This window comes from Streptomyces sp. NPDC020983 (genome assembly GCF_044333485.1).
In the GTDB taxonomy this organism is placed as follows: Bacteria; Actinomycetota; Actinomycetes; order Streptomycetales; family Streptomycetaceae; genus Actinacidiphila.
Genome location: NZ_JBIRRA010000001.1, coordinates 489,098 through 502,692, shown reverse-complemented (window position 1 = coordinate 502,692; position 13,595 = coordinate 489,098). Strand labels below are relative to the sequence as shown.

Genomic DNA, 13,595 nt, shown 5'->3' with positions numbered 1-13,595 from the left:
TGCTCCCTGTGTATTCGTCACGCGGTTCCCCGGGCTTCGGGTCGGCCGCCGTTCTCTTGGTTGTTGTCGTTGTCGTCCCGCTGATCGGGCGAGCGCATCGTGCGCCCGGCCCGTTCCGTCTCGATCAGCTCGTTGAGCCAGCGGACCTCGCGCTCCACGGACTCCATGCCGTGCCGCTGCAGCTCGAGCGTGTAGTCGTCGAGCCGCTCGCGGGTACGGGCCAGCGAGACGCGCATCTTCTCCAGACGCTCCTCCAGGCGGCTGCGCCGCCCTTCGAGCACCCGCATCCTGACGTCCTTGGACGTCTGGCCGAAGAAGGCGAAGCGGGCTGCGAAGTGCTCGTCCTCCCAGGCGTCGGGGCCGGAGTGGGCCAGGAGCTCTTCGAAGTGCTCCTTGCCCGCCGCCGTCAGCCGGTAGACGATCTTCGCACGGCGGCCGGCCAGAGGCGCGGCGTGCGGATCGCTGTCCACCGCCGACTCCTCCACCAGCCACCCCAGCGAGACCAGGGTCTTCAGGCAGGGATACAGACTCCCGTAACTGAAGGCCCGGAAGACCCCGAGTGAGGTGTTGAGCCGCTTGCGCAGCTCGTAGCCGTGCATCGGGGACTCGCGCAGCAGACCGAGAACCGCGAATTCGAGGATTCCGGAGCGCTTGCTCAATGGCCCGTCCTCGTCCTCTCGTTTCGCGCTTCTGTCGATCCGATGTATCGAGTCGATACATCGTGACGATAGAGCGGCGCGAGACATCATGCAAGGCAGGCCGTCGTGACCGGTGTCACATCCGTAAACCTGTCGGCCCGGGAGGGCCCGCTATGTGATGAACCTTCGCATCATGCGTCTTTTGGCCCTGCGTACTCTGTTCGCCATGCAGAGCACCGGGAACCCCACGCCGCCGGCGAGCGTCTTGATCCTCGGTGCAGTGCGGCCTGACCGAGCCGCATGCAGGGGGGCCGACCGCAATGTCATCGATGCCTTCAGGCGATCCTGCCTGTCGAGGAGTAGCTGTTCATGAGCGAGCACCGTCGCAAGCCGCCGCAGTCGCCCTCCGGCGGCCGTGCAGCCGCCCGGCGCGGGGGACAGCAGCCGACGCCCCCGCCGTCCGGCGGCCGCCGGTCCGGAGGCGGCCCACCGGCCGGCGCCCGTAGCGGACGCGACATCCCCACCGGATCGCCGAGCGGTTCGCACGGCAGACGGGACGAGGGCCCGGACATCATCGGTGGCGGGAGGGATTCCGGCAGCGAGCCGTACCAGGGACGCGCCGCGGCACGCCGCGCAGCCCAGGGCCACGGCCGGCGCCGCGGCGGAGCGGGCAGCGCGCCCGGCGGTCCGGGTGGTCCGGCAGGGCGCGGGGGCCGGGGGCCCGGCCGCCGCCCCGGCAAGAAGCGCTTCATCGACTACCCGCGCTTCGGCAAGGAGGGATGGCGCCGCTGGATGCCGTCCTGGCGGCAGGTCACCGCGCTCTTCATCGGCTTCGTCGGCACCCTCGTCGGCATCGCCGGCCTCGCGTACGCGATGGTGGACATCCCCGACGTGAACAAGGCCTCCCAGGCCCAGAACAACGTCTACTACTGGGCCGACGGCACCCGCATGGTGACGGGCGGCGGCAGCGTCAACCGGCAGAACATCCCGTACTCGAAGATCCCCAAGGCCATGCGCTACGCGGTGATCTCGGCGGAGAACAAGAGCTTCGAGACGGACAAGGGCGTCGACCCGATGGGTATCGCCCGCGCGCTGTTCAACATGGCGCGCGGCGGTGAGACCCAGGGTGGCTCGACGATCACCCAGCAGTACGTCAAGAACACCATGCTGGACCAGTCGCAGACGCTGAGCCGCAAGTTCAAAGAGCTGTTCATCTCCATAAAGGTCGGTGAGAAGGTCAGCAAGGACGACATCATGTCCGGCTACCTGAACACCTCGTACTTCGGGCGCGGTGCGTGGGGGATCCAGGCCGCGGCGCAGACGTACTACGGCGTCGACGCCGAGAAGCTCAACCCCAGCCAGTGCGCGATGCTCGCCGCCCTGCTCAAGGGGCCGACGTACTACGACCCCAACGGCAACGAGAACATCGACAGCTCCGCGACGCCGGCCGCGAACAAGGCGCGCGCCGAATTCCGCTGGAAGTCGATCCTCGACAACGAGGTCCGCTTCGGCCACATGTCCGCGAGCGAGCGCGCCAAGTACACGACCTTCCCGATGCCGCAGGGGCTCAAGGCCCAGGCCGGGATGAGCGGCCAGATCGGCTACCTCGTCGCGACGGCCAACAACTACATCGTCCAGCACTCCAATCCGAAGATCACCCAGGACATGCTGGACCGCGGTGGCTACCAGATCTACACGACCTTCGACCGGGACAAGGTCGACGCGCTGAAGACCTCCGTCGAGAAGGTGCAGGCGCAGCGGATCAAGCCGGGTGCGGGCCACGAGTACACCGGTGGCGTCAAGGAGTTCAAGGGCGACGCCGACACCAACGTGCAGTTCGGCGCGGCCTCCGTCGTCCCCGGTGACGGCAAGATCGTGGCGATCTACGGCGGCCCCGGCATGGACAAGGGCGAGTTCAACAACAACGCCGACACCCTGGGTGTCCCCGTCGGATCGACCTTCAAGCCCTTCGTGCTCGCCGCGGCGATGACCTACGGCACGAACTACAGCGACGGCAAACCGCTCACCCCGGACAGCAAGTACAACGCCGACGACCTGATCCCGATCAAGGACCACGACGGCAACCAGATCAGGACCAAAGAAGGCAAGATCTTCAGACAGAAGAACGAGTCCGGCTACAAGTGGGGCTACGTCACCTTGAACAAGGCGATGGAGCAGTCCATCAACTCGCCCTTCGTCCAGCTGGGCGAGGACGTGGGCCTGGACAAGGTCAGGGACGTCGCGCTCAAGTCCGGCATCCTCGAGGACTCGATGAAGGCCACCCAGGACGTCGCATCGTTCTCCATCGGCACCTCGACCCCGAGCGCGATCCGCATGGCGAACGCCTACGGGACCTTCGCCGACTCCGGCGTCTCCGTCGAGCCGTACTCGGTGACGAAGGTGCTGCACAACGGCGACAGCGACTCGTCCTTCAAGAAGCCGGAGCGCGCCAAGACGGTGGCGCTGGAGCCCGCCGTCGCCGACACCGTGACCCAGGTGCTGCAGAACGTGGTGAAGAAGGGCACCGGTAAGGCCGCGCTGGCGCTGCACCGCGACGTGGCCGGCAAGACCGGTACCACGGACACCGAGGGGGGTACGCGGTCGGCGTGGTTCGTCGGCTACACCCAGCAGCTGTCCACCTCGGTCGTGATGTTCCGGCAGGACTCCAAGAAGAAACAGCTCCTGCCGATGGCCGGTACCGGTGGCCCGTCGTCGACCACGCACGGTGGTGACATCCCGGCGACCATCTGGACCGACTACATGAAGAAGGCGCTCGGCAACTCCGACGACCCCGGCTTCCCGAAGCCCGGCAAGATCGGCGACGGCAAGACGATCAACGAGAAGGGCGCCCCGTCCCCGACCCCGTCGATGACGGCGCCGCCGACCCCGACGAACTCGCCGACGCCCTCCGTGACGCCGACGTGGCAGCCGCCGACCAACACGCCGACGTGGCAGCCGCCGACCGGCACGCCGTCACCCTCGGACACCCCACGCTGCTCCATCTTCAATCCGCAGAGCTGCGACACGTCCACGCCGACGTCCACGCCGACCGCTACGGACACCGGACCCCCGGGGCACAACAACAACGGAGGCACCCGGGGCACCACGGGCTGACCTCCTCCCGGGGCCCGTACCCGCCAGGGAACGGGCCCCGGGACCGCTGAGGCCCGGGCCTCCCCCAGACCCCGTGCCGGTCGCCGGACGACATCCGGAACACATGACGACCGTCACGGGGTCTGCTGTACCCACAGACCCGTACGGCAGGATGTGCGCATGACGAGCGTGCGCGATCGAGAAGAGGACGGCCGCCGGGACGTTCCGGTGCGCCCCACCGAGGAGGACTCGGTGGCCGCAGCGGCGAGCGAGCTGATCGGCGGCCCCGCGGGCAAGCACGCCGAGACCGGCGGGCACCGCTGGTGGACGGCGCTGCGCGTGATGGTGCTCGTCGTCATCGGGATGTTCGCGCTCGGCATGGCCCAGAAGGTGCCGTGCTACGACGGCGCGTGGTTCCGGAGCGGCGACGCGCAGTACATCCACGCCTGCTACTCCGACATCCCGCACCTCTACCACGACCGCGGTTTCGCCGACGACGTCGTGCCGTACTTCGACAGCATCCCGGGCTCGATCTCCGGCAGCGGCTTCCACTACCTGGAGTACCCGGTCCTGACGGGGCTCTTCATGGAGGTGGCCTCCTGGCTGACGCCGCACGGCGGCACCATGCAGCACCGCAGCCAGGTCTTCTGGATCGTGAACTCCGGCATGCTGATGGCCTGCGCGGCCGCGCTCGTCGTGCTGGTGTCCCGGACCAACCGGCGACGGCCGTGGGACGGCCTGTTCATCGCGCTGTCCCCGGCGCTCGCGCTGTCGGCGACGGTCAACTGGGACCTCTTCGCGGTGGCGCTGGCGGCCGGGGGCCTGCTGCTGTGGTCACGCCGCCGGCCGCTGGCCGCAGGTGTGCTCATCGGCCTGGCCGCGTCCGCGAAGATCTATCCGGTGCTGCTGCTGCTCGCCCTGCTGCTGGTGTGCGTGAGAGCGGGCCGGATGCGGGCCTTCGGCGCGGCGCTGGGCGGCGCGGTGGGGGCCTGGCTGGTGGTCAACCTGCCGGTCATCCTGCTGGCCCGTTCCGGCTGGGAGCAGTTCTACAGCTACACCCGCTCACGGGGCGTGGACTACGGGTCGCTGTGGCTCGTCGTCATGCAGCGCACCGGCAATCCGCTCAGCGGGGTGAGCGCGTACGCCGCCGCGCTGATGATCGTGCTGTGCGCCGCCGTCGCGGGCCTCACCTTCTACGCGCCGCGCCGGCCGCGGCTCGGGCAGGTCGCCTTCCTGCTGGTGGCCGCACTGGTGGTGAGCAACAAGGTCTACTCGCCGCAGTACGTGCTCTGGCTGCTGCCACTCGCGGTGCTCGCCCGGCCGCGCTGGCGCGACCTGCTCATCTGGCAGGGCGCCGAGGTGCTCTACTACCTGGGCATCTGGATGGAGCTGGCCTACGTCAGCGGCGGCACCAAGCACCACGGGCTGCCCACGGACGGCTACCAGCTGGCCGTCGTGCTGCACCTGCTGGGCGTGCTGTACCTCAGCGGGGTGGTCGTCCGCGACATCCTGCGGCCGGAGCGCGACGTCCTGCGGCAGGACGGCTCCGACGACCCGGCGGGCGGCGTGCTCGACGGGGCCGGGGACTCCTTCGTCCTGGCGCTGGCGGCGGATCCGGACGAGGAGCCGCTGCCCGCGGTGGCCGGAGTGCCCGGCCCGGCGGGCGAGCCCGGCGGCTTCGCCCCGCCCGCGGGTCCGGCCGCGCCGGGCGGCACCGGGCCCGCCGGCACCCCGGGCTACGACGCCTGACGGTCGACGATCCGGTCGAACTGCGTGGTCGTGTGCCGCAGGTGCGCGACCAGCTCGTCACCCACCGCGGGCGGCGCCACGTCGCCCGGAAGGAAGAGGATCGAGACCTGCATGTGCGGCGGTTCGGCGAACCACCGCTGCTTGCCCGCCCAGACGAACGGCGACAGGTTGCGGTTGACGGTCGCCAGGCCCGCGCGCGCCACGCCCTTGGCGCGCGGCATCAGGCCGTGCAGCGCCTTGGGCGCCTCCAGGCCGACGCCGTGCGAGGTGCCGCCCGCGACGACGACCAGGTGGCCGCTGTCGGCGGCCTTCTCCTGCCGGTAGCCGTATCGCTCGCCCTTGGCGATCCGCGTCACGTCGAGGACCGCCCCGCGGTACTCGGTCGCGTCGTGGTCGCCGAGCCACATCCGCGTGCCGATCCGGGCGCGGAAGCGGGTCTGCGGGAACTGCTGCTGGAGCGCTGCCTGCTCGGTCGCCTTGAGGTGGCTGACGAACATGGTGTGCAGCGGCAGCCGGGCGGCCCGCAGCCGCTCCATCCAGCCGAAGACCTCCTCGACGGCGTCGCTGCCGTCGGGGCGGTCGAGCGGCAGGTGGATGGCGAAGCCCTCCAGCCGGACGTCGTCGATCGCGGTGTGCAGCTTGCCCAGGTCGTCCTCGGCCACGCCGTGGCGCCGCATGGAGCTCATCACCTCGATGACGACCCGCGCGCCCACCAGCCCGCGCACCCCCTCCACCGAGGACACCGAGCGGATCGCCCGGTCCGGGAGCGGCACCGGCTCCTCGCCGAGCCGGTAGGGGGTCAGGACCAGGAGGTCGCCGCCGAAGAAGTCCTTGATCCGGGCCGCCTCGTAGGTCGTGCCGACGGCGAGCATGTCGGCGCGCAGCCGTGTCGCCTCGTCGGCGAGCCGCTCGTGGCCGAAGCCGTAGCCGTTGCCTTTGCAGACCGGGACTATGCCGGGGAACTGGTCGGCCACTTGCCGCTGGTGGGCGCGCCAGCGTTCGGTGTCGACATACAGCGTGAGCGCCATGGCCTGGAGGACCTTCCTGTCGTGCGTCGGCCGGTCAGCGGCGCGACATGTAGATGTCGAGAGCCTTGTGGAGCAGCTTGTTGAGCGGGAAGTCCCACTCGCCCAGGTACTCGGCGGCCTGGCCGCCGGTGCCCACCTTGAACTGGATCAGGCCGAACAGGTGGTCCGTCTCGTCCAGCGAATCGCTGATACCGCGCAGATCGTAGACGCTGGCGCCCATCGCGTAGGCGTCGCGCAGCATCCGCCACTGCATCGCGTTCGACGGCCGGACCTCGCGCTTGTGGTTGGCCGAGGCCCCGTACGAGTACCAGACGTGGCGGCCGACGGTGAGCATCGTCGCCGCCGCGACCGCCTCGCCCTCGTGCAGTGCCAGGTACAGGCGCATGCGGTTGGGGTCCTCGGCGTTGAGCTTGGTCCACATGCGCTGGAAGTAGGCCAGCGGGCGGGGGCGGAACTGGTCGCGCACCGCCGTGATCTCGTAGAGCTGCTGCCAGGTCGGGAGGTCGTCGTAGCCGCCCTGGATGACCTGGACGCCGGCCTTCTCGGCCTTCTTGATGTTGCGGCGCCACAGCTGGTTGAAGTTCTTCAGGATGTCGTCGAGCGAGCGGTTCTCCAGCGGGACCTGGTAGACGTAGCGCGGCTGGACGTCGCCGAAGCCGGCGCCGCCGTCCTCGCCCTGCTGCCAGCCCATCCGCCGCAGGCGCTCGGCCACCTCGAAGGCGCGCGGCTCGATGAAATCGGCCTCCACGTCACGCAGCCGCTTGATGTCGGGGTCGGCGATGCCCGCCTTGATGGTGTTGGCCTCCCACCGGCGGATTATCACCGGGGGGCCCATCTTCACGCTGAAGGCGCCGTTCTGCTTGAGGTGGCGCAGCATCGGCTGGAGCCAGTCGTCCAGGTTGGGGGCGTACCAGTTGATGACCGGGCCCTCGGGCATGTACGCCAGATACCGCTTGAGCTTGGGCAGCTGCCGGTACAGGACGAGGCCGACGCCGACCAGCCGGCCGCCGCCCTTGGACAGCTGGCCGGGCTGCTCGTCGAACCAGCCGAGGCTCTCGGACCGCCACTCGGACTTCACGTCGGCCCATGCGGGGACCTGGCAGTGGCTCGCCGAGGGCAGGCTCTGGATGTACGCCAGGTGCTGCTCTCGGGTGATGGTCCTCAGGGTCAGGCTCATGCGGGGCGCTCCCCATGCTCACGACTGCGGGGTTATCTGGCCCGAAGCCTACTGCTCAGGGGTAGCGCCCCCACCAGCCCTGTGGACAACGGCGCGGCTTTTCCACAGGCCGCAGGACAGCCGCCGGGGCGGTTACCAGAGGCCGCCGGTCAGGCCGCCGTGCGCCACTCCGATGTAGAAGCCGACGGCGGACATGCCGAGGCCGATGATCAGGGCGAAGCGCTCCACCGTCGTGACCGAGATGAACTGGCCCCAGCCTCCGGTGAAGATGCCGACGAGCCCGGTCCAGGAGCTGAGCAGGTGCAGGCTGCTGAACGCCGAGGAGATGACCGAGATCCCGCCCAGGACGAGGGTGAGGACCGCGAGGGAGTTCACCAGCGGATGGGGCCGCCCGTCGGTGTTGAACGTGAGGCGGTGGGGTCGTGCCGCGTGCTGTGCCATGGGTTACCTCCGTGACGGAGTCGTGGCGCGATGTGGCGCCTGACACACCCGATGTGTACAGATTGCGGTCATTAGCGGGCGGATTTCAACCCGGGAGCATGAGCCGGGTACTGTGTACGGTCTGCACCGGTGTCTGCGCAGGCCCGCTGCTCCGGGGGATCTCCTCCGATTGTCAGTGGCCCGCGCTACCGTTGCGACGCAGATAAACCCTCCTGCCACGGAAACGCCGTGGCCGCTGAGTCCAAAGGAGGTGGGTTCACCTATGCGTCACTACGAGCTCATGCTCATTCTCGACCCCGATCTTGAGGAGCGCTCCGTCGCCCCGCTGATCGAGTCCTTCCTGTCCGTCGTCCGCAACGGCGGCGGCAGCGTGGAGAAGGTCGACACCTGGGGCCGTCGTCGTCTCGCCTATGAGATCAACAAGAAGCCCGAGGGCATCTACTCGGTCGTCGACCTGAAGGCATCGCCCGAGGTCGTCAAGGAGCTGGACCGTCAGCTCAACCTGAACGAGTCGGTGCTGCGGACCAAGGTCCTCCGTCCGGAACTGCACTAGTCCGGACTCCGAGTAGCCAGACCAGCACTACCCAGAGCCAGTCGAGAGGTCACCCCATGGCAGGCGAGACCGTCATCACGGTCGTCGGCAATCTCGTCGACGACCCCGAGCTGCGCTTCACCCCGTCCGGTGCGGCGGTCGCGAAGTTCCGTGTCGCGTCCACTCCCCGCACGTTCGACCGGCAGACCAACGAGTGGAAGGACGGCGAGAGCCTGTTCCTGACCTGCTCGGTCTGGCGGCAGGCGGCGGAGAACGTCGCAGAGTCGCTGCAGCGTGGCATGCGCGTCATCGTGCAGGGCCGCCTCAAGCAGCGGTCCTACGAGGACCGCGAGGGCGTCAAGCGGACGGTCTACGAACTGGACGTCGAAGAAGTGGGCGCCAGCCTGCGCAGCGCCACGGCCAAGGTCACCAAGACCAGCGGCGGTGGCGGACGCGGCCAGGGCGGCTACGGCGGTGGCGGTGGCGGCGGCCAGCAGGGTGGCGGCAGCTGGGGCGGCGGCCCCGGCGGCGGCTCCGGCGGCGGGGCTCCCGCCGACGACCCCTGGGCCACCAGTGCGCCGGCCGGCGGCGGCCAGCAGGGCGGCGGTGGCGGCTGGGGCGGCTCCGGCGGCTCCGGCGGTTCCGGTGGCGGCTACTCGGACGAGCCGCCCTTCTAGGGCGGATCCTCACTCACTTCTTGATCGCATAGGAGAAACACCATGGCGAAGCCGCCTCCGCGCAAGCCGAAGAAGAAGGTCTGCGCGTTCTGCAAGGACAAGACCGTGTACGTGGACTACAAGGACACGAACATGCTGCGGAAGTTCATTTCCGACCGCGGCAAGATCCGTGCCCGCCGCGTCACCGGCAACTGCACGCAGCACCAGCGTGACGTCGCCACGGCCGTCAAGAACAGCCGTGAGATGGCGCTGCTGCCGTACACGTCGACCGCTCGATAAGGAAGGGTGACCGTAATGTCGAAGATCATCCTTACCAACGAGGTCAGCGGCCTGGGTGCCGCCGGCGACATCGTGGACGTCAAGCCGGGCTACGCCCGCAACTACCTGATCCCGCGGGGCTTCGCCATCGCGTGGACCAAGGGTGGCGAGAAGGACGTCGAGCAGATCCGCCGTGCCCGCCGTATCCGCGAGATCCACTCGCTGGAGGACGCGAACGCGGTGAAGGGTCAGCTGGAGGCCGTCAAGGTCAAGCTGAGCACCCGCGCCGGCGACACCGGCCGCCTGTTCGGCTCCATCACCCCGGCCGACATCGCCACGGCGATCAAGGCCGCCGGTGGGCCGGCTGTCGACAAGCGCCGGGTCGAGGTCGGTGCGCCGATCAAGACGCTCGGTTCGCACAAGGTGTCCGTGCGGCTGCACCCCGAGGTCGAGGCCGTTCTCGACCTGGAGGTCGTCGCGGCGTAACGCGCCTTCCGCCCGGCACGGACCGGGACACCGTCGGTGTTCCACGTGGAACACCGACGGTATCCGTACCGTCACGGCGAACGAGAGGGCCGGATGTCCCCTGCGGGGCGTCCGGCCCTCTTCGGCTGTCCGGCCCCGCTCCTCCGCCGGCAGTGCGGACGTCGCCGCCGCCTCAGCGTGCGGCGCCGGTGACCACCCAGCGGCCGGAGCGGGCGCGCAGCCACAGCGCCACGAGCCGGGTCAGCATCATGAGCGTCATCGCCCACCACAGGACCGTCAGCCCCGCCCCGAGCGCCGGCACGGCGAGCGCGGCAGGGGCGAAGACCGCCAGCGTCACCAGCATCGACCAGGCCAGGTACGGGCCGTCCCCCGCACCCATCAGCACGCCGTCGAGGATGAAGACCACTCCGCTCAACGGTTGCGAGACCGCCACCACCAGCAGCGCGGACGCCAGAGCGGACCGTACGGCCGGGTCGGAGGTGAACAGCGGCCCGATCAGCGGCCGGGACAGCGCCAGCAGCAGCCCGAGGACGACACCGCAGGCCACGCCCCACTCGATCATCCGCCGGCAGGCGGCCCGCGCCCCTGCCGCGTCCTCGGCCCCCAGGTAGCGTCCGATGATGGCCTGGCCGGCGATGGCGATGGCGTCGAGCGCGAAGGCCAGCAGGGACCAGACCGTCAGCGTGATCTGGTGGGCGGCGATCGCGGTGTCCCCCAGCCGCGCGGCGACGGCGGTGGCGATCATCAGCACCGCCCGCAGGCTGACGGTGCGGACCAGCAGCGGCAGCCCTGCGCGGGCGCAGGCCCGTATTCCGGCGGCGTCCGGGCGCAGGGCCGCCCACCAGGGACCGGCGGCACCGTCCGCGGCGGCCTGGCGGCGGACGCCGCGGACGACGACCCACAGGTAGACGGCGGCCATGCCGTTCTGGGCGATGACGGTGCCCCACGCGGAGCCCGCGATGCCGAGGCCGGCGCCGTACACGAGAGCGGCGTTCAGCCCCGCGTTGGCGGCGAAGCCGCCCACGGCGACGTAGAGCGGGGTGCGGGTGTCCTGAAGGCCGCGCAGCACGCCGGTGGCCGCCAGCACCACGAGCATGCCGGGGATGCCGAGGGAGCTGATCCGCAGATAGGTCGTCGCGTACGGGGCGGCGGTGCCGGACGCCCCGAAGAGGCTCACCAGGGCGGGCGCCGCGGGCAGCACGGCGGCGATCACCGCGCCGCCCAGCAGCAGGGCGAGCCAGATGCCGTCCACGCCCTGCCGCAGCGCGGCGGCCGGGTCTCCGGCGCCGATCCGGCGTGCGACCGCGGCGGTCGTGGCGTAGGCGAGAAAGACGAAGACGTTCACGGCGGTGGTGAGCAGCGCGGCGGCGACACCGAGCCCGGCCAGCTGGGCCGTGCCGAGGTGGCCGACGATCGCGCTGTCCACCATCACGAAGAGTGGTTCGGCGACGAGGGCGCCGAAGGCGGGCAGGGCGAGGGCGAGGATCTCGCGGTCGTGCCGGCGCCGGGACGACCGGGCGCGTCCGGGGGTGGGGCCACGGGTCTCCGGGGGTTCGACGGCGTGATGCACAAGCACAGCTTAATCGTCCACAAGTAAGAGGTGGAAGCCCTGAAGGACTCTTACTGACGACTGCGTAGCGTGATCTCCTCCGTGTCGTTTGTGGCGATCTTGGCAGCGTGTGAAAAGTTTTTCTCCTGCACAGCCTATGGACGAAGAAGTCGCTGGTCAGAGGGCCTCTCCAGGGGACGCTCGCGGCTTGTCCACAGCGCTGTCCCAAGGCCTGTACACAGGTTGGGGGCAGTTCTCCACAGGTATGCCGCCGTCGTCCACACCCCCTGTGGATAACCGCCTTGGTCTGGGTCGCCCGGAGCCCTACCGTGGACCCCTCCCCCCGGCATGCCGCGAGCGGTGCGGCGCGGCGCGTCACGGCACGCGCGACGGCCACCGGGTGGATCGAGGATCGGAGCGGCGCCATGAAAGAGTGGCACGCACGCGGGGTCCGGCCGGACCGGCCGGATGGGAGGAGGTGGCGGGCGTGAGCCAGCCAGAACCCGCAGACGACCGCTGGACCGACCTCCCGCCCGGCGAGCGCCAGGGGACCGCGGCCGGGGTCAGCCCCTTCCGCAAGAAGTCCGCGCAGGACGACGCCCGCTACTCCGAGGGCGGCGGCGGCTTCGAGCGCGTCCCGCCGCAGGACCTGGACGCCGAGCAGTCCGTGCTCGGCGGCATGCTGCTGTCCAAGGACGCCATCGCCGACGTCGTCGAGGTCCTCAAGGGCGCCGACTTCTACCGGCCCGCGCACGAGACCATCTACAGCGCGATCCTCGACCTCTACGCCCGCGGCGAGCCCGCCGACCCCATCACCACCGCGGCCGAGCTCACCAAGCGCGGCGAGCTCGCCCGGATCGGCGGCTCCCCGTACCTGCACACCCTCGTCAACGCCGTCCCCACGGCGGCGAACGCGGAGTACTACGCCGAGATCGTCCACGAACGGGCGGTGCTGCGCCGGCTCGTCGAGGCGGGGACGCGCATCACCCAGATGGGATACGCCGCCGACGGCGACGTCGACGAGATCGTCAACAACGCGCAGGCCGAGATCTACGCGGTCACCGAGCAGCGCACCTCCGAGGACTACCTGCCGCTCGGCGACATCATGGAGGGCGCCCTCGACGAGATCGAGGCGATCGGCTCCCGCAGCGGCCAGATGTCCGGGGTCCCCACGGGCTTCGCCGACCTGGACTCGCTCACCAACGGCCTGCACCCCGGTCAGATGATCGTCATCGCCGCCCGCCCCGCGATGGGCAAGTCCACGCTCGCGCTGGACTTCGCCCGGACGTGTTCCATCGCCAACAAGATGCCCAGCGTCATCTTCTCGCTGGAGATGGGCCGCAACGAGATCGCGATGCGGCTGCTGTCCGCCGAGGCCAGGGTCGCGCTGCACCACATGCGCTCGGGCACCATGACGGACGACGACTGGACCAAGGTCGCCCGCCGGATGTCGGACGTCACGGAGGCACCGCTCTACATCGACGACTCGCCCAACCTGTCCATGATGGAGATCCGCGCGAAGTGCCGCCGCCTCAAGCAGCGCAACGACCTGCGGCTCGTCGTCATCGACTACCTCCAGCTCATGCAGTCGGGCGGCTCCCGCCGCCCGGAGAGCCGCCAGCAGGAGGTCTCCGACATGTCCCGCAACCTCAAGCTCCTCGCCAAGGAGCTGGAGGTCCCGGTCATCGCCCTCTCCCAGCTCAACCGCGGACCCGAACAGCGCACGGACAAGAAGCCGATGGTCTCCGACCTCCGCGAGTCCGGCTCCATCGAGCAGGACGCGGACATGGTCATCCTCCTCCACCGCGAGGACGCCTACGAGAAGGAGTCCCCCCGCGCCGGCGAGGCCGACCTGATCGTCGCCAAGCACCGTAACGGCCCCACGGCAACGATCACCGTGGCCTTCCAGGGCCACTACTCCCGCTTCGTCGACATGGCGCAGACCTGAGCCACCCGGGCGCGGGGCC

Annotated in this window: 12 protein-coding genes; 7 read left to right on the top strand and 5 right to left on the bottom strand. The window is 69.9% G+C overall.

The genetic code is table 11. From position 1 onward, the window contains the following. Window positions 1–17: 17 nt before the first annotated feature. Window positions 18–659, bottom strand: coding sequence for a helix-turn-helix transcriptional regulator (locus tag ACH4SE_RS02375; RefSeq protein WP_398541370.1), 642 nt, complete (start codon window positions 657–659; stop codon window positions 18–20). 348 nt (window positions 660–1,007) lie between these two features. Between ACH4SE_RS02375 and ACH4SE_RS02370 the strand changes: the two genes are divergently transcribed. Together ACH4SE_RS02370 and ACH4SE_RS02365 are read left to right on the top strand one after the other, a co-directional pair. Continuing rightward, window positions 1,008–3,752 carry a transglycosylase domain-containing protein gene (locus tag ACH4SE_RS02370; protein WP_398541369.1) on the top strand — a complete coding sequence of 915 codons (2,745 nt, stop codon included), beginning with the start codon at window positions 1,008–1,010 and terminating at the stop codon, window positions 3,750–3,752. Between the two features lie 159 nt (window positions 3,753–3,911). After that, window positions 3,912–5,480 carry a glycosyltransferase family 87 protein gene (locus ACH4SE_RS02365; RefSeq protein WP_398541368.1) on the top strand — a complete coding sequence of 523 codons (1,569 nt, stop codon included), beginning with the start codon at window positions 3,912–3,914 and terminating at the stop codon, window positions 5,478–5,480. Here ACH4SE_RS02365 and ACH4SE_RS02360 read toward each other — a convergent pair. The 3 genes from ACH4SE_RS02360 to ACH4SE_RS02350 form a co-directional block, all read right to left on the bottom strand. Further along, on the bottom strand, window positions 5,468–6,508 hold the full coding sequence (locus ACH4SE_RS02360; protein WP_398541367.1) for an alanine racemase: 1,041 nt from the start codon (window positions 6,506–6,508) through the stop codon (window positions 5,468–5,470). The genes ACH4SE_RS02365 and ACH4SE_RS02360 overlap by 13 nt on opposite strands. Before the next feature lie 34 nt (window positions 6,509–6,542). Beyond that, window positions 6,543–7,685, bottom strand: a complete 1,143-nt coding sequence (locus ACH4SE_RS02355; RefSeq protein ID WP_398541366.1) for a lipid II:glycine glycyltransferase FemX — start codon at window positions 7,683–7,685, stop codon at window positions 6,543–6,545. Window positions 7,686–7,817: 132 nt separating this feature from the next. Beyond that, window positions 7,818–8,126: a hypothetical protein gene (locus ACH4SE_RS02350; RefSeq protein ID WP_398541365.1), complete on the bottom strand. Its 309-nt coding sequence runs from the start codon at window positions 8,124–8,126 to the stop codon at window positions 7,818–7,820. A 262-nt stretch (window positions 8,127–8,388) separates the two neighbouring features. Here ACH4SE_RS02350 and rpsF point away from each other — a divergent pair, with 262 nt between their 5' ends. Genes rpsF through rplI form a run of 4 tightly spaced genes read left to right on the top strand, consistent with a single transcriptional unit; the run spans window position 8,389 to window position 10,079 of the window. After that, on the top strand, window positions 8,389–8,679 hold the full coding sequence (gene rpsF, locus ACH4SE_RS02345; protein WP_031512681.1) for a 30S ribosomal protein S6: 291 nt from the start codon (window positions 8,389–8,391) through the stop codon (window positions 8,677–8,679). A gap of 56 nt (window positions 8,680–8,735) precedes the next feature. After that, window positions 8,736–9,335: a single-stranded DNA-binding protein gene (locus ACH4SE_RS02340; protein WP_398541364.1), complete on the top strand. Its 600-nt coding sequence runs from the start codon at window positions 8,736–8,738 to the stop codon at window positions 9,333–9,335. Between the two features lie 42 nt (window positions 9,336–9,377). Next, window positions 9,378–9,614 carry a 30S ribosomal protein S18 gene (rpsR, locus tag ACH4SE_RS02335; protein WP_031512678.1) on the top strand — a complete coding sequence of 79 codons (237 nt, stop codon included), beginning with the start codon at window positions 9,378–9,380 and terminating at the stop codon, window positions 9,612–9,614. 15 nt (window positions 9,615–9,629) lie between these two features. After that, window positions 9,630–10,079 carry a 50S ribosomal protein L9 gene (rplI, locus tag ACH4SE_RS02330; protein ID WP_398541363.1) on the top strand — a complete coding sequence of 150 codons (450 nt, stop codon included), beginning with the start codon at window positions 9,630–9,632 and terminating at the stop codon, window positions 10,077–10,079. 172 nt (window positions 10,080–10,251) lie between these two features. Here the strand turns inward: rplI and ACH4SE_RS02325 are convergent, their stop codons facing one another. Beyond that, on the bottom strand, window positions 10,252–11,649 hold the full coding sequence (locus ACH4SE_RS02325; protein WP_398541620.1) for an MATE family efflux transporter: 1,398 nt from the start codon (window positions 11,647–11,649) through the stop codon (window positions 10,252–10,254). Window positions 11,650–12,115: 466 nt separating this feature from the next. Between ACH4SE_RS02325 and dnaB the strand changes: the two genes are divergently transcribed. Next, window positions 12,116–13,576, top strand: coding sequence for a replicative DNA helicase (gene dnaB, locus ACH4SE_RS02320; protein WP_398541362.1), 1,461 nt, complete (start codon window positions 12,116–12,118; stop codon window positions 13,574–13,576). Window positions 13,577–13,595: the final 19 nt, after the last annotated feature.